25 protein-coding genes and 1 tRNA gene are annotated in these 26,556 nt (G+C 57.5%); 17 read left to right on the top strand and 9 right to left on the bottom strand.

Going from position 1 to position 26,556, the window contains the following annotated elements; all coding sequences use genetic code 11:
* Nucleotides 1-34: 34 nt before the first annotated feature.
* The 8 genes from C4S59_RS14395 to C4S59_RS14365 all read left to right on the top strand — a co-directional run bounded on the left by C4S59_RS14395 (nucleotide 35) and on the right by C4S59_RS14365 (nucleotide 8,532).
* Nucleotides 35-1,240 carry a formate dehydrogenase subunit gamma gene (locus C4S59_RS14395; RefSeq protein ID WP_103911212.1) on the top strand — a complete coding sequence of 402 codons (1,206 nt, stop codon included), beginning with the start codon at nucleotides 35-37 and terminating at the stop codon, nucleotides 1,238-1,240.
* Between the two features lie 3 nt (nucleotides 1,241-1,243).
* Complete coding sequence (locus C4S59_RS14390) at nucleotides 1,244-2,545, top strand: c-type cytochrome (RefSeq protein WP_103911211.1); 1,302 nt, start codon at nucleotides 1,244-1,246, stop codon at nucleotides 2,543-2,545.
* Nucleotides 2,542-2,697 (top strand): hypothetical protein, encoded by a 156-nt coding sequence (locus C4S59_RS19705; protein WP_200813225.1) that lies wholly within the window; start codon nucleotides 2,542-2,544, stop codon nucleotides 2,695-2,697. The genes C4S59_RS14390 and C4S59_RS19705 overlap by 4 nt, the downstream gene beginning before the upstream one ends.
* Before the next feature lie 322 nt (nucleotides 2,698-3,019).
* The gene (locus C4S59_RS14385; RefSeq protein ID WP_234994780.1) at nucleotides 3,020-5,488 is read left to right on the top strand and encodes a TonB-dependent receptor; all 2,469 of its coding nucleotides are present in this window, start codon (nucleotides 3,020-3,022) and stop codon (nucleotides 5,486-5,488) included.
* A gap of 79 nt (nucleotides 5,489-5,567) precedes the next feature.
* Complete coding sequence (locus tag C4S59_RS14380; protein ID WP_103911209.1) at nucleotides 5,568-6,251, top strand: Fe2+-dependent dioxygenase; 684 nt, start codon at nucleotides 5,568-5,570, stop codon at nucleotides 6,249-6,251.
* A gap of 2 nt (nucleotides 6,252-6,253) precedes the next feature.
* Entirely contained in the window at nucleotides 6,254-7,225 is a 972-nt protein-coding gene (gene exbB, locus C4S59_RS14375) for a tonB-system energizer ExbB (RefSeq protein ID WP_327346535.1), read from the top strand.
* A gap of 3 nt (nucleotides 7,226-7,228) precedes the next feature.
* Nucleotides 7,229-7,684 (top strand): TonB system transport protein ExbD, encoded by a 456-nt coding sequence (gene exbD, locus C4S59_RS14370; protein WP_103911208.1) that lies wholly within the window; start codon nucleotides 7,229-7,231, stop codon nucleotides 7,682-7,684.
* Nucleotides 7,681-8,532 (top strand): energy transducer TonB, encoded by an 852-nt coding sequence (locus C4S59_RS14365; protein WP_103911207.1) that lies wholly within the window; start codon nucleotides 7,681-7,683, stop codon nucleotides 8,530-8,532. Before exbD ends, C4S59_RS14365 begins: the two co-directional genes overlap by 4 nt.
* Here C4S59_RS14365 and C4S59_RS14360 read toward each other — a convergent pair.
* The 7 genes from C4S59_RS14360 to C4S59_RS14330 form a co-directional block, all read right to left on the bottom strand.
* Nucleotides 8,525-9,601: an alpha-hydroxy acid oxidase gene (locus C4S59_RS14360; protein ID WP_234994779.1), complete on the bottom strand. Its 1,077-nt coding sequence runs from the start codon at nucleotides 9,599-9,601 to the stop codon at nucleotides 8,525-8,527. The genes C4S59_RS14365 and C4S59_RS14360 overlap by 8 nt on opposite strands.
* A 156-nt stretch (nucleotides 9,602-9,757) precedes the next feature.
* On the bottom strand, nucleotides 9,758-10,201 hold the full coding sequence (locus C4S59_RS14355) for a hypothetical protein (protein WP_103911205.1): 444 nt from the start codon (nucleotides 10,199-10,201) through the stop codon (nucleotides 9,758-9,760).
* Nucleotides 10,198-11,571, bottom strand: a complete 1,374-nt coding sequence (locus C4S59_RS14350) for a peptidoglycan-binding domain-containing protein (RefSeq protein WP_103911204.1) — start codon at nucleotides 11,569-11,571, stop codon at nucleotides 10,198-10,200. Before C4S59_RS14350 ends, C4S59_RS14355 begins: the two co-directional genes overlap by 4 nt.
* A gap of 424 nt (nucleotides 11,572-11,995) precedes the next feature.
* Nucleotides 11,996-13,324 carry a DEAD/DEAH box helicase gene (locus tag C4S59_RS14345; protein WP_103911203.1) on the bottom strand — a complete coding sequence of 443 codons (1,329 nt, stop codon included), beginning with the start codon at nucleotides 13,322-13,324 and terminating at the stop codon, nucleotides 11,996-11,998.
* A gap of 370 nt (nucleotides 13,325-13,694) precedes the next feature.
* A tRNA-Arg gene (locus C4S59_RS14340) sits at nucleotides 13,695-13,771 on the bottom strand.
* Nucleotides 13,772-13,825: 54 nt separating this feature from the next.
* Entirely contained in the window at nucleotides 13,826-14,293 is a 468-nt protein-coding gene (locus C4S59_RS14335; RefSeq protein ID WP_103911202.1) for a GNAT family N-acetyltransferase, read from the bottom strand.
* 54 nt (nucleotides 14,294-14,347) lie between these two features.
* Nucleotides 14,348-15,364 carry a LacI family DNA-binding transcriptional regulator gene (locus C4S59_RS14330; RefSeq protein ID WP_103911201.1) on the bottom strand — a complete coding sequence of 339 codons (1,017 nt, stop codon included), beginning with the start codon at nucleotides 15,362-15,364 and terminating at the stop codon, nucleotides 14,348-14,350.
* Nucleotides 15,365-15,599: 235 nt separating this feature from the next.
* On the opposite strand from C4S59_RS14330, the gene C4S59_RS14325 reads away from it, so the two are divergent.
* The 6 genes from C4S59_RS14325 to C4S59_RS14300 all read left to right on the top strand — a co-directional run bounded on the left by C4S59_RS14325 (nucleotide 15,600) and on the right by C4S59_RS14300 (nucleotide 22,072).
* Nucleotides 15,600-16,904, top strand: a complete 1,305-nt coding sequence (locus C4S59_RS14325; protein WP_103911200.1) for an extracellular solute-binding protein — start codon at nucleotides 15,600-15,602, stop codon at nucleotides 16,902-16,904.
* A gap of 86 nt (nucleotides 16,905-16,990) precedes the next feature.
* On the top strand, nucleotides 16,991-17,872 hold the full coding sequence (locus tag C4S59_RS14320) for an ABC transporter permease subunit (protein ID WP_103911199.1): 882 nt from the start codon (nucleotides 16,991-16,993) through the stop codon (nucleotides 17,870-17,872).
* 8 nt (nucleotides 17,873-17,880) lie between these two features.
* Nucleotides 17,881-18,777 carry an ABC transporter permease subunit gene (locus tag C4S59_RS14315; protein WP_103911198.1) on the top strand — a complete coding sequence of 299 codons (897 nt, stop codon included), beginning with the start codon at nucleotides 17,881-17,883 and terminating at the stop codon, nucleotides 18,775-18,777.
* Between the two features lie 12 nt (nucleotides 18,778-18,789).
* A complete protein-coding gene (locus tag C4S59_RS14310; RefSeq protein WP_103911197.1) occupies nucleotides 18,790-19,836 on the top strand; it encodes an ABC transporter ATP-binding protein in 1,047 nt (348 codons plus the stop codon).
* Nucleotides 19,833-20,834: an endonuclease/exonuclease/phosphatase family protein gene (locus C4S59_RS14305; RefSeq protein ID WP_103911196.1), complete on the top strand. Its 1,002-nt coding sequence runs from the start codon at nucleotides 19,833-19,835 to the stop codon at nucleotides 20,832-20,834. Before C4S59_RS14310 ends, C4S59_RS14305 begins: the two co-directional genes overlap by 4 nt.
* Before the next feature lie 203 nt (nucleotides 20,835-21,037).
* Nucleotides 21,038-22,072 carry a fatty acid desaturase gene (locus tag C4S59_RS14300; protein WP_103911195.1) on the top strand — a complete coding sequence of 345 codons (1,035 nt, stop codon included), beginning with the start codon at nucleotides 21,038-21,040 and terminating at the stop codon, nucleotides 22,070-22,072.
* A 70-nt stretch (nucleotides 22,073-22,142) separates the two neighbouring features.
* On the opposite strand, the gene acuI is transcribed toward C4S59_RS14300, so the two are convergent.
* Nucleotides 22,143-23,126 (bottom strand): acryloyl-CoA reductase, encoded by a 984-nt coding sequence (gene acuI / locus C4S59_RS14295; RefSeq protein ID WP_103911194.1) that lies wholly within the window; start codon nucleotides 23,124-23,126, stop codon nucleotides 22,143-22,145.
* A gap of 239 nt (nucleotides 23,127-23,365) precedes the next feature.
* On the opposite strand from acuI, the gene C4S59_RS14290 reads away from it, so the two are divergent.
* Nucleotides 23,366-24,637, top strand: coding sequence for a DUF2254 domain-containing protein (locus C4S59_RS14290; protein ID WP_160006895.1), 1,272 nt, complete (start codon nucleotides 23,366-23,368; stop codon nucleotides 24,635-24,637).
* Here the strand turns inward: C4S59_RS14290 and C4S59_RS14285 are convergent.
* Nucleotides 24,634-25,263, bottom strand: coding sequence for an alpha/beta fold hydrolase (locus tag C4S59_RS14285; RefSeq protein WP_103911192.1), 630 nt, complete (start codon nucleotides 25,261-25,263; stop codon nucleotides 24,634-24,636). The genes C4S59_RS14290 and C4S59_RS14285 overlap by 4 nt on opposite strands.
* Nucleotides 25,264-25,538: 275 nt before the next feature.
* Between C4S59_RS14285 and C4S59_RS14280 the strand changes: the two genes are divergently transcribed.
* Nucleotides 25,539-25,724 (top strand): hypothetical protein, encoded by a 186-nt coding sequence (locus C4S59_RS14280; protein ID WP_200813224.1) that lies wholly within the window; start codon nucleotides 25,539-25,541, stop codon nucleotides 25,722-25,724.
* 7 nt (nucleotides 25,725-25,731) lie between these two features.
* Nucleotides 25,732-26,469 (top strand): glycoside hydrolase family 19 protein, encoded by a 738-nt coding sequence (locus tag C4S59_RS14275; protein ID WP_160006892.1) that lies wholly within the window; start codon nucleotides 25,732-25,734, stop codon nucleotides 26,467-26,469.
* Nucleotides 26,470-26,556 lie beyond the last annotated feature (87 nt).

Below are 26,556 nucleotides of genomic sequence, written 5' to 3'. Positions count from 1 at the left end.
CCCTGCCCGCCCAAATTCTGCCAATGAGGATCGCATGAAAACCTTTCTGCACCTGTTTGTTGTCGTATTCGCCCTCAGCCTCGGCCTGCCTGCCGCAGCGCAAGAGGCTGGCACCGACACTGTCCCTGCCGCATCTGTCACCCCGACATTGGAAGACATCCTGCGCCGTCAGGAAGGTCTTAAGGTAGACGACAGCGCCCGTGCGGAACTGACCGGTCAAAAGGTCGATCCCTCTGCGGCCTCGGAAAGCCCGCTCGGCACCCTCGGCGGTGCCTCTGACAGTGACCTCTGGCGCGCGCTGCGCTTTGATGACGGCGATATCACAACGCAATCCCGCTCGCCTGCGGCGGGCGTACTGGTTCAAGACAGCGGCATGGCGTGGCTTCAGTTCCGCCAAGGTCCGCTGATCAAATACGGCGGTTACCTGTTGCTTGGCACAATTGCCCTGCTTGCGGTTTTCTTCCTGATCCGTGGTCGCATCCGGATCGACGGCCCGATCACCGGCCAGAAAATCCTGCGATTCACAAACTGGGAACGCTTTGGCCACTGGATGCTGGCCGGTTCGTTTATCGTACTGGGCATCACCGGCCTGATTTCCCTGATGGGCCGCAAATTCCTGATCCCCGCTTTCGGTCACGAAGCCTTTTCGACAATCGCGATTGCGTCGAAATGGGTGCACAACAACATCAGCTGGGCCTTTATGATCGCCTTGGTGATGATCTTTGTGATGTGGGTCGTACACAACCTGCCCGACCGGACCGATCTCAACTGGATCTTGAAGGGCGGCGGCATCTTTAGCAAAGGCCACCCGCCCGCCAAGAAATTCAACGCCGGTCAAAAGCTGATCTTCTGGTCCGTGATTGTTTTTGGCGTCTCGATTTCTGTGTCCGGCCTGTCGCTGTTGTTCCCCTTCGAAATCAACCTGTTCGCCCCGACATTTGCCAAGCTGAACGCTTTGGGCGTGCCCGGCTGGTTCGGCATGGCGCCCTTGCCCACCGATCTGGCCCCGCATCAGGAAATGCAGCTGTCTCAGCTTTGGCACGCGATTGTCAGCTTTGGTCTGATGGCGATCATTCTGGCGCACATCTACATCGGCTCGATCGGGATGGAAGGCGCGTTTGACGCCATGGGCGACGGTGAAGTCGAAGTCGCTTGGGCGAAAGAGCACCATTCGATTTGGGCGGACGAAGTTCTGTCGGAAAAGGCGCAAGGTAAGGAAAGCGCCACGCCCGCCGAATAACCGATGCGCCGCATCGCACTGATCGCCGCGTTAATCGCGTCCTCGGTTTCGGCCGAGGACAGCTATTACACGCTCGACGGTCACGGCGGTCCGGTGATGTCGGTGACGGTGTTCCCTGACGGGCAAATCGCAACTGCCAGCTTTGACAATGCTGTCGGTCTTTGGATCAACCAAGAGCCGCACTGGTTTGACGGACACGAGGCCGCGGTCAACACCGTGGCCTTTGTCAATGAAGACACTCTCGTATCGGCCAGCGACGACTTCACCCTCATCATGTGGAACCTGACCGACAATAGCAAATCCGTTTGGCAAGGACACAAAGGCAAGGTGATGTCACTGGCCGTCAGTCCGGACCGAACACTGGTCGCCAGCGCCAGTTGGGATGGCACGATTGGTCTTTGGCCGCTTGATGGATCAGGCCCGAGCTTTCTAACCGATCACGACGGGCCGGTGAACGACGTGGCCTTTTCTGCCGATGGGACACGCCTGTATTCGGCCTCTGCAGACGGTAGCCTGCGGATTTGGGATGTGACTGGAAAAACCGAGATCACCAGACTGGTGGATCACGGATTTGGGTTGAACGAAATTGCCTTGGCGGCCAATGACGCTTGGCTGGCCTACGGGGCGGTTGATGGAGTCACGCGCATCATTTCACCTGACACAGGCGAGGCGCTGCGCGATCTGTCCGCAGACCGGCGCCCCATTCTGGCACTGGAAGCCACCAAGACCACTGACAAAATCGCGGTCGGTGATGGCGAAGGCTATATCATGGTCGTGGATACCACGGACTGGCGCATCATTCAGGATTTCCGCGCCACTACCCATGGTCCGATCTGGGGGCTGGCCTTTTCGACTGACGGCACATCCATTCTTGCCACAGGATTGGACGACAAGGTTCATTCGTGGCCGCTTGCCGCCATCAATGAGGCCGCCCCGATGGATACTGCCAACCGTAGCTTTCTTACCGATCCGGACGCGGTGCCAAATGGCGAACGCCAGTTCAAACGGAAATGTTCGGTCTGTCACACCCTGAGCCCCGGCAGCGCACGGCGGGCTGGGCCCACGCTATACGGGCTATTCGGACGTCAGGCGGGAACGGTTCAGGATTACACCTATTCCGATGCTTTGAACGGATCTGACGTGATCTGGGACGAAGACACCATTGACGCCCTGTTCGACATCGGACCCGAGCACTATGTACCAGGTACAAAGATGCCTATGCAAAGGATCACCGGCGCCGAGGACAGGTCCGATCTTATCGCCTATCTGCGCCGTGAAACGGCACCCGAGGAGACACAAAAATGAAAGTCATGTTTACAGGTTTCGCAGCAGCAATTCTGATTGCCGTCGGTGCATACTATGGCCTACACGCCATCGGCTTTTCTTCCGCAGACACGACAGCCAGCCCGTCTGTCCGAGTCGGCGGGGCCGGACCAGAAGGTTCGTACCGCCCGTAAAGCGTCAGCCGCTTGCACACGGCGACCGCCATTCGTTCAAATGATGCAGCAGCGCAACACCATTCGGTGGTTAAAGCGCTGCTGAATATCTTTGCAGACCCTTTAAAAACCTGACTTAACCGCACAAGCGCAAGCGTTTGGGCGTGCCTCTACGCGTCAAATTTGTCAAAAAACCTTTACCTAATTCTTTTGATCAGGAATAAGGGCCGCGCTGAACCCGCTAGCCAAGCAGATTCTCCTCCCGGAACTTGCCCGCCAGCTATTCCATAAAAATTCGGAATTGCAGCCTGTGCTGGCTGCTGTGTCTAGGGGGACATTCCACATGACTAAATCGCTCCGCATGCGGGGCGCGCAAACCTGCGCGCCCGCATCCGATCCACTTGCCCGCCGCACTGTCGCGCCTTTGGCGACCGCTTGTGCCGTTTCGCTTTTGGCAGGCTCCGTTGCCGCTCAGGACGCAACCGACGGCGTGATCGTTCTGCCGACAGTCGACGTGCAAACAACCGAAGCACCCGCGCCCGCCCCGGTCCGCAGCGCACCCGCGCCGCGTCGCACAACAGTTGCGCGTCAGGCACCGGCAGCACCGCAGGTGTGTACACCTGAACTGGCAGGCACCCCTGTCTGTGCCGCAGAAGAGGCCGCAGAGGCCGAGCGCCTTGCAGCCGAGGCTGCTGCAGCAGAAGCCGCCCGTCAGGCGAGTGCCGGCACCAACCCGAACGCCGACCCTGATGCGCCGTTCAAAATCAACACGCTGACCAACTCGAAACTGATCGGCGACGTCGCAGATATGCCGCGCACAGTCACCGCGATCAGCAAAGAAACGCTGGAAACCACGCAAACAACCTCGATCCGCGAAATCGCGCGCCACACGCCCGGCATGTCCCTTGGCTTTGGTGAGGGTGGCAACGCGTACGGTGACAACATCTATATCCGTGGCTTCAAAGCCAACAACGACGTCTATGTCGATGGTGTCCGCGATCCCGGAACCTCGGTTCGCGAAACCTTTGACACCGAACAGGTCGAAGTTCTGAAAGGCCCGTCCGGTTCTGTTGGCGGCCGTGGCGCAACGGGCGGCACAATCAACATCGCCACGAAACAGCCGCAAGATGTTGATTTCCAGAAATATTCGTTGGAGTTCACCAGTGCTGGCACCATCCGCACAACCGCGGACATCAACGTGGCCTATGACGACCGTCTGCAACTGCGTTTCAACGGTATGCGTCAGGAAGGCAACGTTGCCGGTCGTGACCATGTCTATGACAACCGCACAGGTCTTGCCGGTGCGCTGCGCTATAAACTGACCGACGCGATCACGCTGGACGCGTCCTATTCGTTCAGCGAATTCGATCAGATGCCCGATTGGGGTGTTCCCTACACAACCGCTGGCCCGAACGGCGCCCGTGGTCCGGTGACGGAATTCGGCGTCGACCGCAGCACGTTCTATGGCATCCCCGAGCGCGACTTCCAGAAAGCGACGCGCCATGTCGCGACCGGTCGTCTGACATGGGACATCAACAACAACCTGAAACTTACGAACACGCTGCGCGCGTCTGAAACAGTGAACGACTACGTTCTGACAGCCCCCGGCAGCGTGACCGAAAACGGCTCGACCAACCCCGAGGATTGGACCACCGGCATTCGGGACAAGTCCAAATATCAGGTCACTGACGTTCTTTCGAACACCACCGAGCTGTCCGGTCAGGCAGACTGGGGCGGCTATTCGCACAACTACGTCGCGGGTCTGTTGCTGCAAAAAGAATGGGTCATGGCCGACGCCTATCCGGGTTCGACCGAAGACTATCCCACAGGCGCACGCGGCTGTACCGTTGACGTGGTTAATCCAAACCCTGACGTTTGCTTTGACGGCAATATGCCCGAGCGGAACTACGCCAAAACCGAAACAGACGTGACCACCGTGTCCGCCTATTTCTCGGACCAGATCGAGATCAATCCCCAGTGGATCGTGAACGCAGGCATCCGCGTGGATCACTACGACATCAACCGCGAAACCAGCGCCGGTGTGAACCTGTCGCGTACAGACACCATGTGGAACGGCAACCTTGGCCTGACATGGAAACCGCGTGAAGATCTGTCGATCTACGGTGCGGTTGCGACATCGACCAACCCGATGGGTCAGGAAATCGCGGCGGGCGGCGGCTATTATGCCGGTCTGGATGCCAACGGTGAAAACCTGAAGCCGGAACGTAACATCGCTTACGAAATCGGCGCAAAGTACGAACTGACAGATCACCTGCTTCTGACGGCAGCCCTGTTCCAGACGACCAAGCAAAACGCACGCGAGGACACTGGCCCACGATTCTCGCCGGTCACGACAGACACGCTGGAATACCGCTTGCGCGGAATTGAACTGGGCGTCGCGGGTAAGATTGATCGCGTCGGCCTTTATGGTGGTGCCGTCTTCATGGAAAGCGAAATCCTTGAATCGGCAACAGAGGATAACATCGGCAAAGAGCTTGCGACGATCGCGCATCAGCAGTTCAACCTGCTGACGACATATGATGTCAACGACCGTCTGATGCTGGGTGTTCAGTCCAACTGGAAAGGCAAGGTCAAGCTGGGCTCGCTTACGCCCAACGACAACTTCCTGCCGTCCTACTGGAGCTTTGATCTGGTGGGCTCTTATGACCTGTCGGACAAAATGGACATTCGTTTCGGCGTCAAGAACGCAACAGACGAAGTCTATTACGACACCGCCTACCGCTCTGGCGAACCCTTCACCTACGTGGCTCCGGGCCGCGAGGCATGGGTCGCGCTGGATATGAAGTTCTAAGGAATATCCTTTCCCTCGGAGGCAGGCGGCATCCGTGTCGCCTGTTTCCATTTCCCCGTCTTTCCAACCGGAGTTGCCCATGCTGATCACGATCCCCAATGTCCTGACCCGCGAAGAGGTCACCGAGTTTAGAAAGATGCTGGATGCTGCCGATTGGGACGACGGCAAAACCACCGCAGGTGCGCAATCCGCAAGTGTTAAAAACAATCGCCAGCTTCCTCCCACCGGCGATGTTGCCCAGGCTTTGGGGCAACGCATCTTGCAGGCGCTGACAGCCAATCCGCTGTTTCTGTCCGCCGCCCTGCCCTCGAAAATTCTGCCGCCGATGTTCAACCGCTACGAAAGCGGCGAGACATTCGGCATGCACGTGGACAACGCGATCCGCGTGAACCCGCTGACGCAGGAACGTCTGCGCACCGATCTGTCGATGACAGTCTTTCTTTCCGATCCGGACGACTATGACGGCGGTGTTCTGGTGGTCGAGGATCACTATGGCACCCAAGAGGTCAAACTGCCTGCCGGTGACATGGTTCTTTACCCCTCGACCTCGTTGCACGAGGTGACGCCCGTCACAAAGGGTGCACGCGTTTCGTCGTTTTTCTGGCTGCAAAGCATGGTCCGCGACAACGCCCAACGCACGATCCTGTTCGATCTGGATCAAACCATTCAGACCCTCGCCGGCCGCGCCGGTGCCGACGACCCCGAGGTCGTTCGCCTGACGGGGATCTATCACAACCTTATTCGCCTCTGGTCGGAGACCTGAACATGAAACGCCTTCTTTGCTGCGCCGCGTTGGCGCTGATGCCACTGACTGCTGTGGCACAAGACGCAACACCTGAAACCACCGCTGAACCTGCCGCACAAACGACTGTCGTTACGCAAGCCGAAACGCCTGCCCCTTCGCCGACAGCAGAAACACCTGCGGCGCAAACACCAACGGTCGAGGAACCGACCGGCCTGATCAACGGCATCATCGCGCATTACGCAGGCCTGAAAGATCAGGTCATGGCCTATCTGAATGACGGCGCACATGATCACATGTCGCCGGTCGGCATGTTCATGGCTGCTGATTGGGTCGTTAAGGCGGTGATGATTGCGCTGGCTGTCGCCTCTGTCGTCACATGGGGCATTTACGGGGCTAAGGTTCTGGTCCTTGCCTTGCGACGCAACGCATTGAAACGCCAGTACCGCGCATTGGATCGCGCCGGATCGCTGCAAACTCTGGACGGTGCCCTTGCCAATGGACGTGGCATTGTGGGCCGGATGACCCAAGCCGCCCGCGAAGAACTGACCCGCACCGGCAACGAACCCCATCTGCATTCCGGCATCAAGGAACGCACAGGTTCGACATTGTCCCGTATCGAGGTCGGCGCCGCCCGTCGCATGGGGATGGGCACCGGTGTTCTGGCCAACATCGGATCGACCGCGCCCTTTATTGGCCTGTTCGGAACAGTCTGGGGCATCATGAACAGCTTCATCTCGATTGCCGAAAGCAACACGACCAACCTTGCGGTCGTCGCGCCGGGTATTGCCGAAGCTTTGCTTGCCACAGCAATCGGCTTGGTCGCCGCGATCCCCGCTGTGATCTTCTACAACCTGCTGTCCCGCGCCTTGGGTGGTTACAAAGTGATGCTGGGCGATGCGGCGGCTTTGGTGGAACGCACCCTGTCACGTGATCTGGACCTAACACCGGCCAAGTCCGAACCTGTCACCGCAATCGCGACAGCAGCGGAGTAAACCATGGCCGGACGTCTTAGCGATTCAGACGACTTTGAAGAAAACCACGACATCAACATCACGCCCTTTATCGACGTGATGTTGGTTCTGCTGATCATCTTCATGGTTGCCGCGCCCCTTTCAACCGTCGACATCCCCGTCGAACTACCCGTTGCTGTGGCAGACGCCCCAGTGCGCCCGTCCGAACCTGTCTTTGTCACCATCAAAGAAGACCTGTCCTTGGCCGTTGGCGAACTGCCCACTACCAAGGAAGGCTTGCCGATGGAGATCGGGATCGCCACAGGCATGGCACGGGACACGCGGCTGTATATCCGCGCGGACAAATCCATCCCCTATGGCGAATTGATCGCGGTGATGAACATCCTGCGCGGCGAAGGTTATCTGAAGGTGGGCTTGGTTGGCCTTGATGAGGCAGCCGCGCCGCCAGAGGCCACCGAAACCGCCGAGGTGTCGCAATGAGCCTGACGTATCGCGCAACAGGCAGCGGTGGAAAGGCTTTGGTTCTGACCGCAGTTGCCGCAAGCGCAGCCTTGCATATTGCCTTGCCCGCACATTTCCTGCTGAAACAGCCTGATCAAAAGCCCCTGCCAGAAGCACTGAACGCAGGCGCCACCGGCGCGATCCTGTTTGATCTGTCAGACATCATCAGCGCGCCTTCTGATGCGGGCGATGACAGCGCAGAAGTCGCCGCCGCAGAAGATGCACCAACGGTCACCGAAAGCGCCGAAGCGGTGGACCCCGCCAAGGCCGCCGAAGAACCGCCGCTTCAGCAAATTCCCTATGATGTGGAAGATGACGAGTTGAAGTTCGGAATCGCGTCGCCCGATCCTTCGGAAGAAACCGAAGAGATCGCGCATGAAACGGCCACGGAATACGACGAAGAAAAGGTAGAAGCCGAAACCCAAATGGGGGCCGTAGCACAGGATGCCTCGCAGGCCTCGGTTTCCGGCGTGGATGCGGAACAGTCCTCAGACAAAGCGCAGGCCAAAGAAGAAGGCCTGACCGCCGAAGAAATGGCGCAGATCACCGAATGGCAAAAAGACATCGTCGTGCGGATTTCCAAGGCCAAGCGCTATCCCGATCTGGCCCGCAAGAAAAAGATCGAAGGCGAGGTCATGGTGCGCTTCACCATCGACCGCTATGGCAACGTGCTGAACCGGGACGTCGACAAAAGCTCGGGCTGGCCGGTTCTGGACAACGCCGCACTGAAAGTCTTTGACGATCTTGAAAAACTTCCGACACCGCCGAACCATCTGGCGGGCGATGAATTCACCCTGATGGTTCCCCTGCGCTATAGCTTTAAGTAAGCCGATGGGCGTCAGGGATGACACGGTCGGGCGTGATATCGGCCAAGGTCCGGCACCCTGTCAGGGCCATGGTCACCTCAAGTTCGTCGCGCAACAGGCGCAACACATGGCTGACGCCCAGCGCACCGGCAACGGCCAGCCCGCATACAACAGGACGTCCGACAAGCACAGCGTCCGCGCCTAATGCCAGCGCCTTGAACACGTCCGACCCGCGTCGCACGCCGCTGTCCATTAGCACAGGAACAGAGCCGTCAAGCGCCTGAACGATATTCGGCAGAACCGAGATGGCCGAGGGCGCACCATCCAGAACGCGCGCCCCGTGGTTCGACACGATCACCCCTGCGGCGCCTGCTTTGACCGCGCGTGTCGCGTCTTCCGGTGTCAGGATACCCTTGACCACGACAGGCAAAGGCGACTGTTCACAGAATGATCGCAGGTCGTCCCACCGTGGCAGAACATGGGCGATGCGATTGAAAAGAAAGGAGTCGTCCTCTGACAACGGGTCGAAAACAGGTTGCGGCAATCCATCCAGATTTACGGGGCGGACCGTGTCAGGCAACACGAACCCCGTGCGCATTTCATCATCGCGCACGCCATTCACCGGCGCATCAACAGTCAGGACCAACACCTGGAACCCCGCCTTGGCCGCACGGTCTGCCAGCATCAATGTGCCATCCAGATTGGTCTGCCAATACAGCTGAAACCAATCGCAGGTTCCGCCCTGTGCCCGCACTTCTTCCATTGGCTGGCTGCTTTGCGCGCTAAGCACCATCAGCGCCTCTTGCGCCGTGGCACCCTGAGCGGTGGCGGTTTCCCCGCCCTCGTCCAGTAAGGATTGATAGGCAAAGGGTGCGACAAGGATCGGATGGGCCATTTGCGTACCGAACAGCGTCAGCTTGGTGTCGCCATTTCGCAAATCCTGCAGAACTTGCGGGCGCAGTCCGATAGCTTCGAAATCGCGACGGTTGGATCGCATCGTCACGCCCTCACCGGCACCAGACAGGAAGTAAGCAGCATGCTCGGCCTGCAGCGCCTCGGCTGCGCGGGCGTGATAGTCAGGCAATGTCAAAGGAAGATGGTCAGCTGAAGTCATAGGGCACATAGGGATAAACGCTTGGCCCTGCATATTCCCTATTATTTTTATCAACAATAGAGAATTTCAACACCCAAAAACAAAGGCCGGAACGTTTCGGTCCCGGCCTTTTGCAAAGAGATGTGTTTCAGATCATTGGCGTTTGATTTGCCCGCGCGCTAGGGAACAGATCCTGATCATGTTCTTGTCATCCGTCGATGTCAGTTGCGCGCGTGTCTCGGCGATTGCCTTTTCTTCGGCGTCGGTCAGCATCCGATCCAACATCATCATTTGTTCAAAACTGAAGCCGTCTTTTTCCAAGGCCTCAAGGAAACCGGTGCGCACCTTGGCCGGATCAGCGGCCCCTTGAAACAGCGTTTTGATCACGCCGCCTGTATCCGTTTGATATCCGGCCTTCCGGATGAACCCGACAAGTTCATAGCAGGCAGCATACGCACCCAGCCGTTCCGAGAAGTCGGAAATCTGGTTTTTTGCTTCCGAAAACTGGGCCATGCTGACACCCTTATCAGACACTGCGGCAGTGGGCAGAGCAGCCAGCGCCATCAAGGTGGCGGCTTTCCACACGCGGCCCATCATTCGAACATCGCTGACAGATCGTCGTCTGTCATTGTCGTGGCTTCGAATTCCTTGCTACCGACGTCCAACATATATTCCAGATAGGCCGCCAGAAGCATTCCGGATTCATTCGACAGATTGTAGGTCGCAGCGCTCCGGCCTTTGTTGCGGCGGAACTGACCGGCAGTTTTGCCATCTTCATAGGTCAGGAAGACAATCTCGGTCGATGTGTTCCCAGCAACCTTCTCTTCACAGTCGGATGCCGGAAAACAGACAGCTGCCTTGGAAAACCGCCGCCGGATGTTTTTCTCTTGTGCGACCTGCGTCCACTCATCAACCTTTTCCAGGCCCTGAACGGTTTTCTTGATATCGGAGGGCGACATTGAGATCTTTTCCACGACCTTGGCCAGCTCAGCATCCGGATCAAGGAAGTTGAAGTTATAAACCAGATAGCCTTCGTCGGTGATGCGCGGTTCTACCCAGAACTCTCCGATCTGTTCTGTGCCCGCGATGTAGTAAGGCACCTTCGGGAAAACCTCGGACGCGCGCAGTGCCGTTGTTCCAAGGTTTGCGTTGGTCGGCCGGATAGGCGTTTGATATGCGCCCTCGGCTTCTTCAACGATGTCGCTGCGCTGACCTTCAAACAGGGAAATCCGGGCCTCCAGCGCCTGAATTTTCCCTGACCGCGACGCGGTCGCGCCCAACCCTTTCTGGTGGCTTAGCACATCTGTCAGCAATTCGATCTGACGGGCGATTTCATCAAACTCGTCCTGAAGTTTGGCCATCTCGGCCGAGTTGTTCGAAACGTTGATCGTATTCTGAACCGCTGTCTGCACCGGTTGCATCGTTGGAACCGCAGCTGCGGCAACAGGCGGTGCTGGCACAGCCGCGGGTTGGACAGGGCGCGCCATCTCTTCTCGGTAGGCTTGCAGCAATCCGCAATAGCCGTTGGGCATACGCGCAACCGTCACCATCGTTTGTTGCCCGCCCGCCTGACCGCGATGGTAGGAATTGATCAGAAAGTCCTTCTCAAAGGGCGAAAGCTGACCGGTGATCGGATAGCCCAGACACGCCTGATATGACGAGATGGCCGAGCGGGACTTGCGGCCCAGAACCCCGTCCGGTGTACCTGCCGGAAAACCGAAATAGTTCAGCGCGGTCTGAATTTCCCTGTTCGCCGCACGCGCGGCAGAAGAAACACCGCTGCTGGATTTCTTTTTGGTCGAGGTCGTTCGGCGTTGGGTTGATTTGCCCTGATTGCCATTGGCAATCGCTGCACCAATCATAGCACCCATCATTCCCTTGATGAATTCGTCGGCCACGACGGGTGTCGCCCCGCCTATCATCATCGCCGTTGCAACAACGCCGCCCAATACGGAATTTTTCTGCATGCTGACCTCCTACAAAAATCACTGAGGAAGCCTAAAACCCGCGTGATACCGGACAAGTCGGGCACCTACTATCTATCGCGCATGGACAAGATCACTACGAACAGCATCCGATCCAAAGTGACCTTTGACCTATTCCGAGAACCGGCAGAGTCACAAAATCTACCATTCGATCAAAATATCACGGAAATGGAATTTGGAGATTGAGGAAACCCCATGCCCGCCCAAAGCGACCGCATGGTTCTTTCAAGCAGGCATAAGCTGTAGGGCGACAGTTTCGCAAACAGCTGACGATAGATGTCGAACATGAAAAGCGATGCACACCAGATGCCCGCGCATTCAACAATCATCGGTAGTTTAGGAAATGGCCGCAGAACGAAAGCAGCGCGGCGCAGGAATGCCTTCCCGCGCCGCTATTCTTGGTAGATCAGGCCGCAGATGATTTTTTCTTCGGACCGGACCCTTTGTTCACACGGTTCTGACCAGAGCGCGGATTACCACGAGACCCGTTATTGGCGCTTTTGGGCGCATCATTCTTCGGGCCCTTGCTACGACGACGGCGCGATCGGCGCGGCGGTTTGGATTTACCATCGCCACGGTCCGATTTCGCGGGCGCCGGGCGCTCTGATTTGCCCTCGGCAGGCTTGCCCTCGAACTCGCGCTTGATCAGCTTTTCGATGTCTTTCAGCAGGCTGCGTTCGTCGGGGCTGCAAAACGAGATCGCTTCGCCTTCACGGCCTGCGCGGGCGGTGCGTCCGATACGGTGCACGTAGGACTCCGCCACATTCGGCAGTTCATAGTTGATCACACGGGCAACACCCGGGATGTCGATCCCGCGCGCCGCCACGTCGGTGGCAACCAGCACGGTAACTGTGCCTTCGCGGAACGCTTTAATCGCGCGGTCACGCTGGCCTTGGCTTTTGTTGCCATGTATCGACGCCGCATTATAGCCATCGGCGATCAGGTCTTTGGACAACCGTTCCGCACCGCGTTTGGTGCGCGCGAAAACAAGGCTCAGCCCGCCCAGATCATCCGACAAAATCTCGCGCAATTTCTTCTGCTTCTGAGGTTTATCAAGGAACAGAACCGATTGCTTGATCTTGTCAGCGGTTTTGCCCGGAGGCGCGACCTGAACGCGTTTGGGGTTACTGAGATAAGAGCGGCTCAGCTCTTCCAGCTGTTTCGGCATTGTTGCGGAAAACAGCATCGTCTGGCGCGGTGTCGCCAGCCTTGGCGCGATCTTTTTCAGATCATGGATGAACCCCATGTCCAGCATCTGGTCCGCTTCATCAAGAACCAGGAAACGCGTGGACGAAAGCGTCACATCACCGCGATCAAGAAGATCAATCAGGCGGCCCGGCGTGGCAACCAGAACATCGGTGCCCTTGGCCAAAGCCGTCACTTGGCGGTTGATAGACTGGCCACCGACCACCTTGGTGATACGCAGCGAAAGCGAGCGCACCATCGGCAGAAGGTTTTCGGCAATCTGGTTCACCAACTCGCGCGTTGGTGCAAGAATAAGCGCCTTAGCCGATTTGGCCGCGCGCTTTTCAGAATTGCCTTTGATCAGATCGATCATCGGTAGGCCAAAGGCCATGGTTTTACCGGTACCGGTCTGGGCCAGACCCAGAATGTCATGCCCTTCCAGCGCCAGCGGAATGGCTTGCTGTTGGATAGGGGTGGGTTGATCGAAACCGGCACGGGCCAGTTCATCGGTAAGCGCCGGCGACAGGCCGAGCTGTTGGAATTGCGACAAGAAACGTCCTTTCAAGGCATACCCCTGGGATCAGGGCGTATACCTGCATAGAAAACACCGCGACCAACGCGGTGAAGAGGGTTCGGCCAAGCCACGGTATGCACAGACGAATTCTGTACAGGCCGGCGCAGCCATAAGAACCCTGCGTGATGGGATCCTGAGAAATCGCTGGCGCGCCTAACGGGTCTTTCCAACCGGGCGCAGATTGCTCACGCAGAAGCCAACGATCTGCTGCACATATAGGGTCTTGAGATTAAGTCAAGCGCGCTGGTTGGACGCGGTTTGGTGACGCCACGGCCTGTGAGCTAGCCAGATAACCGGCAGCCGCGTCCAGATCGGACGCTGTTTTATATGATGACAAAGGTGGAATTGGCGATCCCTGAAGGACTCGAACCCTCAACCTGCTGATTAGAAGTCAGCTGCTCTATCCAGTTGAGCTAAGGGACCGCTGCGCCCTATTTGCAGGCTTTCGCCGGATAGGGCAAGGGGCCGAGACAGGCGTTATAGACGACAGGTCATAAAAACGCTGAACGGGTCTTCTTTGTATCCCGCAAAGGGCCGGCAATAGGTAAATCCAGCGTCTTCATAGATTTTTCTGGCGCTGGCAAAATGATCGTCCGATCCGGTCTCAAGGCTTAGCCTGTCAAGACCGCTGGCCTTTGCATCCGCCATCAACCGCGCCAACATCGCGCGACCGACGCCACGACCGCGGGCTGCGGCGAGTGTATGCATCGACTTCAGTTCGCCATGCTTGCCCTCGATCGGCTTGAACGCCCCGACCCCAAGAACCTGACCGTTGATTTTAGCAGAATAAACTGTCGCCCCTTCCCGAAACAACGTGTCAGCAGGCATCACATGGCAACTTTCCTCGGGCGATTGCGACTGCATCTGCGCCACGTGGGTTTCGATCACCTTCAGGACCATCGGGTCCGGTAAAGCTACTTGTTCGATAAGGATCGTGTGTGTCATGCGCACAGCTTCACTCTGAAATTCTGAAACTGGCAAGCCAAGAGTGCAGGACGCTTAATGTGTTTCCCGCAAAATCAGTTCGGTTGCTAAAAATATCGTCTCTGCGGGACGCGTCGCATTCGCCAATCGGCGGTCCAAAAGGTCGATGACGGTGTCGACCAACAAATCCATCGGGTTTCTGACGGTGGTCAGACGAAAGGCAGGCCATTTCGCCATGGCGATGTCATCGAAACCGATCACCGACATGTCGTCTGGCACCGAAATGTCATGGTCAGCCAAAGCACTCAGCGCGCCAAAGGCCATAGCATCATTGGCGCAGATCAACGCATCCATCGCGACACCTGACGACAACAGCTGCTCGGCAGCGCGGTAACCGCTATCGGCAGTATAATCGCCAGCCTCTTCTGCGACCAGCGCCAGTCCGTTTTCCGCTAGTCCCGCCGCCACACCGTGGCGCCGCTGAGGCGTTGAAAAGTACCCTTCGGGCCCGCCGATGTACCCAAACTTCCGACGTCCCTGCCCGACCAGATACCGCGTCGCAGCGATCATTCCGTCGGCATTATTGCAACAAACGTTGTCGACATTGGGGGCCTCAAGCAGCCGTCCAGAGGAAATCATGGGGATGTTCAGCTTGGCGCATTTCTCGACAATGTCCGCATCCAGACTGCCGGATCGGAGAATCAGCGCATCCAAAGGGTAGCTGAGAACGCGGTCCACGGCCTCTCGGGCGGCATCACCGCTGCCGCCAATGACCACCGGCCAGTGATGCGCGGCGTTCAAACCCGCAATCATTTTGGCTGCAACTTCTTTGTCGTATTCGTTGCGCATCTCGCCGACGAACATCGCAACAAGCTGCGATCGCGACCCCTGAAGAGAGGCTGCCAAAGCATTGGGTTTATATCCTAAATCCGCCGCTATTTTATGGATGTTTTCGCGTTTTTCAGCGTCCAGATAGGCACCCTTTGTAAAGGCGCGCGAAACTGCAGAACGAGAAACCCCAGCGGCATCCGCCACATCCTGCGCCGTTACCCGACGCCGCCGTTTGGCGCTATTTTCGTCTGCCTGTTTCATACGACAGCTATCCGCGCGCTCGGGTAAATTTGTCAATAATTACAGAAAACATTTACATAAACATCACAATCCGCTTGTATGTGAACACGTGTGCACAAAACCACGAAGAGGGTTGGTCGCGCACGTGAATGGGAGGGCTCATCTCTTTCAAACGTTGCCCGTGACCTGGCCTGACGCGCCCGGTGCACGACGAATAACTGTGCCCGTTTTGGGCATCACAGACCGGAGAGACGTGATGAAAAATTTTAAACTTGGTGTATCAGTTGCTGCGCTGGTGATGGCGGCAAATGCTGCATTTGCGGAAACCGAAATCACATGGTGGCACGCCATGGGTGGCGCGCTTGGCGAAACCGTCAACGAGATCGCTGAAAAGTTCAACGCATCGCAAGATGACTACACAATCACCCCTGTCTTTAAGGGCACCTATGAAGAAACCCTGACCGCAGGCATCGCCGCATTCCGCGCTGGCGAACAGCCGAACGTCATGCAGGTGTTTGACGCGGGCGCCGCGACCGTGATCGGCGCGAAAGGCGCGACTGTTCCGGTGCAGGACCTGCTGTCCGACAATGGCATTGATTTCAACATCGAGGATTACATCGCAGGCGTTCGCTATTTCTATGCCGACAGCGATGGCAAGATGATCGGCATGCCGTTCAACTCGTCCACACCGATCATGTATTACAACATGGACGCGCTGGCCGCTGCGGGCGTCGAGCCTCCGAAAACATGGGAAGAATTCCAGTCCACCACAGCACCTGCACTGAAAGAAGCCGGTTACATCCCGCTGTCGCAGTCGCACCTGCCGTGGATCTTTACCGAAAACTTCCATTCGCGCCACAACCTGCCGTTTGCGACAAACAACAACGGCTATGATGGCACAGACACGCAGATCCTTGTGAACAACGACGCGATCAAAGCGCATTTCACAGCGGTCAGCGAGTGGAAAGAAAACGGCATGTTCGAATGGTACGGCACCGGTTGGGGTGACAACCAGACGCCGTTCGAAGAAGGCAAGGTTGCGATCTGGCTGGGTTCCTCTGGTTCCTTCGGCGGCCTGTCCAAGAAAGACCTGCCGTTCGAATTCTCGGCCACGCTGCTGCCCTACTGGGAGTCGGTGACAACCGAACCCACACAGACCTTCATCGGTGGCGCATCGCTGTTCGCCATGGCGGGCAAGTCGGCTGAAGAAAACAAAGCCACGGCTGAATTCTTCCGCTTCCTGACATCGCCGGAAATCCAGTACTTCTGGCATGCGGAAACAGGCTATGTTCCGATCACGAACGCCGCCTACGAGCTGGCGAAATCCGACGGCCACTATGACCGCGCGCCTGCGGCCGAGGTTGGCATCCAGCAGCTGTCCCTGCCCGGTGGCGACAACACCAAGGGCTATCGCATGGGCTTCTACGTACAGATCCGTGACGTGATGAACCGTGAATACGGCCGCATCCTGACAGGTGAGACATCTGTGGAAGATGCCTTTGCCACGATCGAGAAAGAAGCCAACGAACTGCTGGCTCGTTTCGCGAAAACGCAAGGCTAAGCTAGACTGCCTAACCACTTCGGGCGGCCGCAGAGTTCCTGTGGCCGTCCACCCTATTCAGGTTCACTGCCAGAAAGGTCTAACTTGTGAAAAGTGCCGGCTTCACAACCCGTTGGCTGCCCATTCTTCTGCTCGTGCCGCAGTTGTCGATCATCGCGATCTTTTTCTATTGGCCCGCGATTTATGCGATGCAGTCGTCGTTTTACCTGCAAGACCCGTTCGGCTTTGGGTCGACCTTTGTGGGCTTGGAAAACTACAGCTCGCTGCTGTCTTCATCCGAATACATGAAAGTCACGCGCTTTACGGTGGTTTTCACCGCGCTGGTGACGTTCTTTTCGCTGGCCTTGGCGCTGCTGCTGGCAGTGAAGGCAGACAACGTTTTGCGCGGGGCCAAAACCTATCGCACCTTGCTGATGTGGGTCTACGCCGTGGCGCCGCCCGTGGCGGGCTTTATCGGCGTTATGATGTTCAACCAAAGCTGGGGGCCGCTGACCGAACTGGCCCGATCCATCGGATGGGATTTCAAGCTAGGCGTGAACTTCAACGACACGGCCTCGGCGATGATCCTTGTGTCGGTATGGAAGCAGGTTCCGGTGAACTTCATCTTCTTCCTGTCCGGCCTTCAATCCATCCCGAAATCCGTGCGCGAAGCCGCCCTGATCGACAACCGGTCATCTTTTGGCCGGTTCTGGGACGTGACCTTTCCGTTGCTGGCGCCCACAGGGTTTTTCCTGCTGATCATCAACATCACCTATTCGCTGTTCGACACCTTTGGTGTGATCGACACCATGGTGAAAGGCGAGCCCGGCAATAACCCGATGACCCTTGTTTATAAGGTCTACGTGGACGGTTTCCGTGGCAACGACCTTGGCGGATCGTCGGCGCAATCGGTGATCCTGATGGTCCTTGTTCTGGCCCTGACGATCTTCCAGTTCCGGCTGGTTGAACGCCGCATCCATTACACCTGAGGCGCAAGATGGCTGACACAACACACACTTCCGAAAACACCGTCGCCCGCCCTCGCAAGTCGATCAAGTGGGGTACGGTTTTCGACCACACGGTCCTGATCCTTGGATCGCTGTTCATGCTGGTGCCGATCCTGATGGTTCTTCAAACCGTCACGACGCCCGATCTGGAAACGATCAAGAACGGACCCGGCCTGACCATCGGCACCGAACTGGATGACAACTTTGCCAAGGCGATGTTTCAGGCATCCGGCTTTTCCGGCGAAAACACCGGCACGTCGATGCTGATCAACTCACTGATACTCGGGGTCGGCTTTGCGGTCGGCAAGATCGTGATCGGTATGATGGCGGCTTATGCCATCGTCTACTTCCGCCTGCGGTTCGCGACCTTTGCCTTCTGGCTGATTTTTACCACGCTTCTGCTGCCGCTTGAGGTGCGCATTCTGCCGTCCTACGAAATCGTGCAGCAACTGGGCATGCTCAACACCTACTCAGGCCTGATCATTCCCCTGGTCGCTTCGGCCACAGCCACGTTCTTTTTCCGACAGTTTTTCCGATCAGTCCCCAACGAACTGGTCGAAGCCGCGCGCATCGACGGGGCTGGTCCGGTCAAGTTCTTCATCGATATTCTGGTGCCCCTGTCCCAGACCATGATCGCCGCGATGTTCATCATCATGTTCGTCTACGGCTGGAACCAGTACCTGTGGCCGACGATGATCACGACCGATGAAGACATGTACACGCTGGTGCGTGGCATCAAGCAGATCACCCAAGATCTCGAAGGCACCAACGTCCCCGAATACGGCCGCGCGAACATGCTGGCCCTGATCGCGATCCTGCCCCCTGTGCTGATCGTGATTTTCTTCCAAAGCTGGTTCGTCAAGGGCCTCACAGAATCCGACAAGTAAGGACAAATACAGATGGCACGGGTACACCTAGAAACCATCCGCAAAATCTATCCCAACGGGTTTGAGGCCGTCACACCCACCAGTTTCGATATCCCCGACGGGGAATTCGTGGTGCTGGTCGGGCCGTCGGGCTGTGGCAAATCCACCCTGTTGCGCATGATCGCAGGGCTTGAGGATATCACCGAAGGCACGCTGTCGATTGGCGACCGCGTCGTGAACGGCGTCGACCCCGCCGACCGCGACATCGCGATGGTGTTCCAGAACTACGCGCTTTACCCGCATATGACGGTGCGCCGGAACATTGCCTACGGGCTTCAGAATCGGAAGATCGACAAAGCGACGATTGAACAGAAGGTTCAGGAAGCGGCCACCATGCTAAACCTGACCGAATATCTGGATCGCAAACCGGCGCAACTGTCCGGCGGCCAACGCCAGCGTGTCGCCATGGGCCGTGCCATTGTGCGCGACCCTGCCCTGTTCCTGTTTGACGAACCCCTGTCCAATCTGGACGCAAAACTGCGCAACCAGATGCGGATCGAAATCAAAGCGTTGCAGCGCCGCCTTGGCGTGACGTCGATCTATGTGACCCATGATCAGGTCGAGGCGATGACAATGGCCGACAGGATCATTGTGATGAACGGCGGTAAGGTCGAACAGATCGGCACCCCGCACGAGGTGTATCACAATCCCGCGTCGACCTTTGTGGCATCGTTTATGGGGGCACCGCCGATGAACCTGCTAGAGGCACGGTTCGAAGATGGCATGGTGCGGATCAACGGCGGAACGCCCGTGATGCCGGCCCCCGCAGCGCGGACAGGCAACGTCACCCTTGGCATCCGGCCCGAGGATGTCCGGATCGACGACGCTGGCGACATCCCGTTCCACGTCGATCTGGTTGAGGAACTGGGCGCGCATCGTCTGTTGCACGGCCAACTAGGCGATCAGACATTCTCAATCCACGCGATGAAGGACGAGCCAGCGCCCCAAGGCGCCACGCGGCTCAGCCTGATCCCCGACAACATCTGCTTGTTCGACAGCGAGACCGGCAAACGCATATGACACAAATTCTGGACCGGCTGCCCCCCGTCACCGACGACATGCGCAGCCAGATCACCGCGGCCCCGCGTACGGCCGAGGCCCATCGTGCTTTGCTGTCGTTGATTGAGGCGATGAACAGTGTGGAGGTGGGCGGCACGACGTCGCTTGATGTGCTGCCGGAAGAGCTGACTGTTCTTGCGTGGAACGTAGAACGCTGTCTGTTTCCTGATAAAACCGCTGATCACGTTAAGCAGATCGACCCGCAGGTGGTTCTATTGTCCGAGGTCGACAATGGCATGGCCCGTACCGCCCAGCGCCACACGACACGGGACGTAGCCGAAGCATTGGGCATGACCTATGCCTTCGGGGTCGAGTTCCACGAACTCGATCTGGGTGGCCCGACAGAACGCCCCTATTGCACCGATGACTTCAACAAATTCGGCTGGCACGGCAACGCGATCCTGTCCAAGGTGCCGTTCCAGAAGGTCGCGATGATCCGACTTGACGATCATGGCCACTGGTTTTCCGGTCAGGACGGGGCCACCGACCCCGAGCAGCCCCGCGTCGGCGGTCGCATGGCCCTGTTGGCCGTGATCCCCGGCGTTAAGGGGCCGATTTGTTTCGTTTCCACCCATTTGGAAAGCAATGCAGGCGTGGCACATCGCCACGCTCAGTTCGTCAAGATTTTGGACGCCGTCGACCAGTTCGCACCGAACATGCCTGTCATGATTGGCGGGGACCTGAACACCGGAAACCACCTTCCGCCGGACTTTGACTGGCAACGTGAAACGCTGTTTTCCCTTGCTGATACATATGGTTACAGATGGGATTACACTGCCGAGGGCACAACAACGCGTCCCAGTCTGATCACCCCACATCCGGACCGTGTGATGAAGCTGGATTGGCTCTGTGGCCGAGACCTGAAGCTGCAAGACAAGGGCGTCCTTACATCCATAGGGATAGGTGGCACCCCTCTTTCGGATCACGACGCGGTGTGGGCGCGATTAATCGTCGCCTAAACGTTCATCCGCCGCTAAAAACATGTCGCTAGGTCAAGGCAGTCGATACCCAGACCATTGGCTTATAACTTGCAGCGTCACTTTCGTTGCAAAAGGGTGAAGATTTCGGGTTTCTTCCCGTTGACGAACCACAACAAAAGGCGTGACAAGCGCCACAGCATTCCGGTGGCGGACCGGGGCGGCATGGAAGGCAAGAAGACTAAATGGATACGAAAAACAATGCGCCGGAAAAACCGACGCGTCACGCCAAGGATTGGGTACGCATCCTGGCAAACTATCGCGAACCTTCGAACACACGCAGCTTTGTTGAACTCGGCCTGACGTTGGGCCCGTTCTTCCTGCTCTGGGCCTTGGCCTGGATGGCGCTGTCGATCAGCCCTTGGCTGGCACTTGGGCTTGCTGTTGTGAACGGGATGTTCCTAGTGCGCATTTTCTGCATCCAACACGATTGCGGCCACGCGTCGTTCTTCAAGAACCGCAAGCTGCAAGATTGGGTCGGCCGTGCGTTGGGCGTGCTGACACTGACCCCCTATGATGTTTGGCGTCAGTCCCATTCGATCCACCATTCCAGCCACGGCAATCTGGACCAGCGCGGCATGGGCGATATCCTGACGCTGACTGTCGAAGAATATCGCGCGCGCGGATGGTGGGGCCGGTTGATGTACCGCCTCTATCGCCATCCGCTGGTGCTGTTTGTTCTTGGACCCAGCTATATCTTCATTCTGGAAAACCGCCTTCCGATCGGCCACATGCGTTCAGGTTGGAAGTTCTGGATTTCCGCAATGGGCACCAACGCGGCCATGGCCATTCTTGTTGCCCTGATCATCTGGTTCGGCGGTCTGATGCCCTTCCTGCTGATCTATATTCCGACATCCGTGATTGCGGCAACGATCGGCGTTTGGCTGTTCTACGTACAGCACCAGTTCGAAGAAACGCACTGGGCCAAGGAAGACGATTGGCAACTGCATGAATACGCGCTGGAAGGGTCGTCGCACTATGTGCTGCCCCAGCCGCTGCAGTGGTTGTCTGCCAACATCGGCATCCACCATGTGCACCACCTGTACAGCCGCATCCCGTTCTATCGCCTGCCCGAGGTCCTGCGCGACCATAAAGAGCTGAACGATATGAACCGTCTCACACCGCTGGAAAGCCTGAAGACCATCAACATCCACCTTTGGGATGAAAAACTGGGGCGTCTGCTGTCCTTCCGCGAGGCGCGCAAGCTTTACGGCGTATAAGTTTCCGTCACAGAAAACGAAAAGAGCGGCCCGTTTGGACCGCTCTTTTTTTGTTTGCATACCTCAGGGATCAGGCGTTGACGTCGACCACCACACGGCCCTGAACCTGCCCGTTCAGAATATCGGCCCCCAGTTGCGGTAGATCCGCCAGCGTCGCGGGGCGCACCATGGCTTCCAGCTTATCCATGGGCAGATCCTTGGCGATCCGCTGCCACGCCCGCAGACGGTTGTCATAGGGCTGCATCACACTGTCGATGCCCAAAAGGTTCACACCGCGAAGCAAGAAAGGCACGACGGTCGCAGGCAGGTTTGCACCACCGGCAAGGCCGACAGCCGCAACGCTTGCGCCATATTGCAACTGCCCCAGAACACGGGCCAGCATCGCGCCACCGACAGCATCTACACAGCCTCCCCATGTCTCGGTCTCAAGCGGACGTTTCGTTGTCTCGTTGATCTCTTCGCGGGCAACGATCTGCGTTGCGCCCAACTCTCGCAGGTAGTCGGCAGTTTCCGGACGCCCCGTAACGCCCGCCACCTGATGCCCAAGATTGGCAAGAATCGCTGTCGCAACAGACCCGACGCCCCCTGCTGCGCCTGTAACAAGAACCGGCCCCTCTTTGATGCCGTGATCTTCCAGCGCCATGACCGCCAGCATAGCGGTAAAGCCAGCCGTCCCCACAGCCATCGCCTGACGGGTTGTCAGGCCCTCGGGCAGCGGCACCAGCATATCGGCCTTAACCCGCGCCTTTTGCGCGTAGCCACCCCAGCGGTTTTCGCCGACGCGCCAGCCAGTCAGCACGACCTTGTCACCCGGTTTGTAACGATCATCGGACGAGCTTTCGACAGTGCCGGCAAAGTCGATCCCCGGCACATGGGGATAGTTGCGTACCAATCCGCCACCCGGCCCAATGCACAGACCGTCTTTGTAGTTCACGGTCGAATATTCAACGGCAACTGTCACATCGCCTTCGGGCAGCTGATCTTCACTGATTTCGGTCACGGATGCGGATGTTTTACCCTCATCATCCTTTTCTACGAGCAACGCTTTGAACATACTTCCTCCCATAGCCACGGCGCGGGTTGCGCCATTGGAAACCTAGGGTGAAACGTGCCCGAGTCTCGGATCAGGGGCAATGTGAAAAGCCTTGCGCGCATACCCTTGCAGTGCAGCCCGCACAGGCAATTTCGCAAAGCCCCTGAGAAATCCGTCAAACTGCTACCGAGAACGGGAACTTTTGCACGCCACGCGCGTTTTGCAGACACGCTGCACAGCCAAATATGAAAGCACCTTTTATGATCACGTCCAAATTCCTGTGGCTTGTTCTGCAACAACTGCGGAAGATTTGGGTACGCGTGGTCAGCTTTGCGGCGCTCGCCATTCTGACAGTTGTCATGGCGCGGTTTCTGAGCGGGTTTATCCCGTCGAAATGGACTGACCAGGTAGGTGCCCAAGCTGTTGATCAGGTGCTCAGCATTCTGGCGTCGTCCATGCTGGCAGTCACAACCTTCTCGCTTTCCATCGCAGTTTCCGCCTTTGCCGCCGCTGCGAGTTCCGCCACGCCGCGCGCGACAGCGCTGCTTCAGGAAGACACGACAACACAGAACGTTCTTGCCACGTTTCTGGGGGCCTTCCTGTTCAGCCTTTTGGGCATCATCGCCCTGAAAGCCGGCTACTATGATGAGCCCGGATTGCTTGTCCTGTTCATCGCAACTGGCGCAGTCCTTGTGTTTGTGGTTGCTGCCTTGTTGCGGTGGATCAGCCATTTGATGACATTCGGCCGGATCGAGGACACGCTGAACCGCGTTGAAAGGGCCGCGTCCCGTTCCGTCAAAAACCGGATGGAGCGCCCATGGATGGGTGGACAACCCCGTGTGGCGCCGCCACGCCACGATGGGGTTCAGATCAATGCACATGAAATCGGCTACGTCCAGTATGTCGATATGAAAGCTCTGTCTGAATGCGCAATCGAGCTGGAAGCGCAAATCCAGCTGCTGGTCCTGCCCGGGTCATTCGCCCATGATACGCGCCCTATTCTAAGCATCGAAGGGGCCACACCAAACGAAGAGCAGATCAAAACACTGCGCAACGCCATTAGTATCGGTCAACAGCGCAGCTTTGATCAGGATCCCCGGTTTGGCCTGATCGTTCTGGCCGAAATCGCATCGCGGGCCCTTTCCCCCGCTGTGAATGATCCGGGAACAGCCATTGACGTAATCGGAAGATTGGTGCGCGTCATGTCCGACTGGCGCAGTGATGCCGAGTCCGAAGTTATCTATCCGCGCGTTGTTGTGCCTAGCATCAAGGTATCGGACCTCGTTGAAGACGGCTTCCGCCCCATAGCGCGTGATGGCGCGGCGATGGTCGAGGTGCAAATGCGCCTGCAAAAAGGTCTGACTGCTTTGAAAGACCTGCATCCGGAGGGCTTCTCGGACCCCGCACTGGAAATGTCGCGCTATGCGCTGGAGCGTATCGATATGGTTGATCTGAACGATGACGAGCGGTCTGTGATCCGTGCCGTGGCGTGCTACAAGGAAACTTCCGAAACGGAACAGCCCCGCGTTTAACCTAACTGCTTACCTATCCAATCAGAGATCGCATTGCAGGTCTCACTCAGGTGATCGTCCAGCGTTTTGCCCGTCACCGTTTTGCGCGGCTTCAGGTCGTGATCCCCGTCTTCCAGCCAGTGAATAGTGATCGCATCCGACAGCGTGTATCCAGCGACCTCTTCATTGGTTCCGAAAGGATCGCGGGTCCCCTGCGCGATTAACGTCGGCACCTTTAAATCCGCAAGATGCGCCGTGCGCAGTTTTTCCGGTTTGCCTTGCGGATGGAAAGGATAGCCGAGACACACAACGCCGGACACGTGGTCACGCACCGACTCTGCAATCATGCTGGCCACGCGCCCGCCCATGCTTTTCCCGCCAATGAACAACGGCCCTGCGGATTCCAGCGCCGTGATCGCAGCGCGGTATTCATCGCATAGCAAGGTAACATCAGGCGGTGGGCGTTTCGGACCGCCGGTCCGCCGCGCCGCCATATAGCCGAATTCGAACCGGACAACGCGCACCCCGCGGTCGACCAACCCTTTGCTCAGGGTGTTCATCCAATCGGTGTCCATCGGCGCGCCGGATCCATGCGCCAAAAGAAGCGTGGCACGAGCCGTTTCATCACCGCTTATCAGAAAATCCACGCCGATTGCCCCCTTACGAACTTGAACAAGTGGACCGACCGTATCCGATTTCCACAAACAGACAAAAGCGCGAATTTCGCACTGTGCGCTCAATCACAGATCGCATTGCGCGACTCGGGCATGATCAAGGCACTTCAAGGAATCATCATTTCAATGATGCCCCCATGCCGGACTGAACCACGGCAAGGGATTAGAAACACTGTACTTTTCGAAACACTTATCAGCACTGGAGCATCAATATGGCCAAGTATTGCATCGAAAAATTTGAGTCCGGCATGCAAGAAAAGAAAGTCTACTGGCGTCAGGATAAACACGTCCATAACGCCGCTTTGATTACGCAAATCGAGATTTGGTTGGGCCAGAACTATCCGCAGCCCACCGCGTGGACCGTGCGGGCCAATTCCTACCAATCCAACCAGAATGAACCCCACGGCGCGAACGTCGTTGAATACACAGGTTAGCGGAAAGATGGGGATTCTCGACAATGTTTTGGGGCGGCTCGGCTCGGTCACGAGCCTTCTCAAACCTATCGCTGATCTGCACCTTGATGACACAGGTGGGCACATGGATCGTGCGGCATTTTACAATGCCTTGCGAACGTCGCAAACCCAGTTGTTCGGAACCAGCCTGAGCACATCCCGCGTTCAAGGGATGGAGGGTATTCTGAACGCCATGGCCGAGGTCGGCGACAACCGGAACGAAACCCTGGCCTATGCTTTGGCCACGGCCTATCACGAAACCGGCGCACGCATGGTGCCGGTCAGGGAAGGTTTTGCCCCGACCGACGAAGCCGCCATTCGCGATGTCGCCGCTTTGGCGCGTAAGCTTGGCCCGAACAGCCCCCCTGCCCGCTACGGCAAACCGGCAGGTCCCTATGGCAAAGTCTATTTCGGGCGCGGACAGATGCAGCTGACTTGGCTTGAAAACTATCAGGGGTGCTCTGCGGACGCAGGAACCGATCTGGTGAAAGACCCTGATGCGATGCTGGACCCGAAGATTTCGGCACGTGTTCTGATACGCGGCCTGATGGACGGGCGTTGGAATGGTCAACACAAGGGCATCGCCTTTTATTTGCCGACCAATGGCCAGCCCGACCTGAAAGACGCACGGCGCTGTGTGAATGGTACCGATTGCTGGCAGAAAATCGCAGGCTATTACGAGGCATTCCTAGCCGCGATCAAAGCCGCCGGTGGCTGGAAAGCCTGAGAGCATTTTAAAAAGCACACAAAAAAAACCGGCAGTGCTATCCCGCTGCCGGTTTTTTCAATTCGTAAGTTGTACGTCCAAGGAGAC

Source organism: Thalassococcus halodurans (genome assembly GCF_900108225.1).
GTDB lineage: Bacteria > Pseudomonadota > Alphaproteobacteria > Rhodobacterales > Rhodobacteraceae > Thalassococcus > Thalassococcus halodurans.
This window is presented reverse-complemented; position numbering and strand designations above follow the sequence as displayed.

Excerpts from the sequence above, each read along its gene's own strand:
- C4S59_RS14280 (WP_200813224.1), top strand. The coding sequence starts at position 25,539 with ATGCAAGAAAAGAAAGTCTACTGGCGTCAGGATAAACACGTCCATAAC.
- C4S59_RS14350 (WP_103911204.1), bottom strand. The coding sequence starts at position 11,571 with ATGCAGAAAAATTCCGTATTGGGCGGCGTTGTTGCAACGGCGATGATG.
- C4S59_RS14385 (WP_234994780.1), top strand. The coding sequence starts at position 3,020 with ATGACTAAATCGCTCCGCATGCGGGGCGCGCAAACCTGCGCGCCCGCA.
- C4S59_RS14315 (WP_103911198.1), top strand. The coding sequence starts at position 17,881 with ATGGCTGACACAACACACACTTCCGAAAACACCGTCGCCCGCCCTCGC.
- C4S59_RS14380 (WP_103911209.1), top strand. The coding sequence starts at position 5,568 with ATGCTGATCACGATCCCCAATGTCCTGACCCGCGAAGAGGTCACCGAG.
- C4S59_RS19705 (WP_200813225.1), top strand. The coding sequence starts at position 2,542 with ATGAAAGTCATGTTTACAGGTTTCGCAGCAGCAATTCTGATTGCCGTC.
- C4S59_RS14275 (WP_160006892.1), top strand. The coding sequence starts at position 25,732 with ATGGGGATTCTCGACAATGTTTTGGGGCGGCTCGGCTCGGTCACGAGC.
- C4S59_RS14330 (WP_103911201.1), bottom strand. The coding sequence starts at position 15,364 with ATGAAACAGGCAGACGAAAATAGCGCCAAACGGCGGCGTCGGGTAACG.
- C4S59_RS14390 (WP_103911211.1), top strand. The coding sequence starts at position 1,244 with ATGCGCCGCATCGCACTGATCGCCGCGTTAATCGCGTCCTCGGTTTCG.
- C4S59_RS14335 (WP_103911202.1), bottom strand. The coding sequence starts at position 14,293 with ATGACACACACGATCCTTATCGAACAAGTAGCTTTACCGGACCCGATG.
- C4S59_RS14355 (WP_103911205.1), bottom strand. The coding sequence starts at position 10,201 with ATGATGGGCCGCGTGTGGAAAGCCGCCACCTTGATGGCGCTGGCTGCT.
- C4S59_RS14300 (WP_103911195.1), top strand. The coding sequence starts at position 21,038 with ATGGATACGAAAAACAATGCGCCGGAAAAACCGACGCGTCACGCCAAG.
- C4S59_RS14325 (WP_103911200.1), top strand. The coding sequence starts at position 15,600 with ATGAAAAATTTTAAACTTGGTGTATCAGTTGCTGCGCTGGTGATGGCG.
- C4S59_RS14365 (WP_103911207.1), top strand. The coding sequence starts at position 7,681 with ATGAGCCTGACGTATCGCGCAACAGGCAGCGGTGGAAAGGCTTTGGTT.
- C4S59_RS14310 (WP_103911197.1), top strand. The coding sequence starts at position 18,790 with ATGGCACGGGTACACCTAGAAACCATCCGCAAAATCTATCCCAACGGG.
- exbD (WP_103911208.1), top strand. The coding sequence starts at position 7,229 with ATGGCCGGACGTCTTAGCGATTCAGACGACTTTGAAGAAAACCACGAC.
- exbB (WP_327346535.1), top strand. The coding sequence starts at position 6,254 with ATGAAACGCCTTCTTTGCTGCGCCGCGTTGGCGCTGATGCCACTGACT.
- C4S59_RS14290 (WP_160006895.1), top strand. The coding sequence starts at position 23,366 with ATGATCACGTCCAAATTCCTGTGGCTTGTTCTGCAACAACTGCGGAAG.
- C4S59_RS14395 (WP_103911212.1), top strand. The coding sequence starts at position 35 with ATGAAAACCTTTCTGCACCTGTTTGTTGTCGTATTCGCCCTCAGCCTC.
- acuI (WP_103911194.1), bottom strand. The coding sequence starts at position 23,126 with ATGTTCAAAGCGTTGCTCGTAGAAAAGGATGATGAGGGTAAAACATCC.
- C4S59_RS14305 (WP_103911196.1), top strand. The coding sequence starts at position 19,833 with ATGACACAAATTCTGGACCGGCTGCCCCCCGTCACCGACGACATGCGC.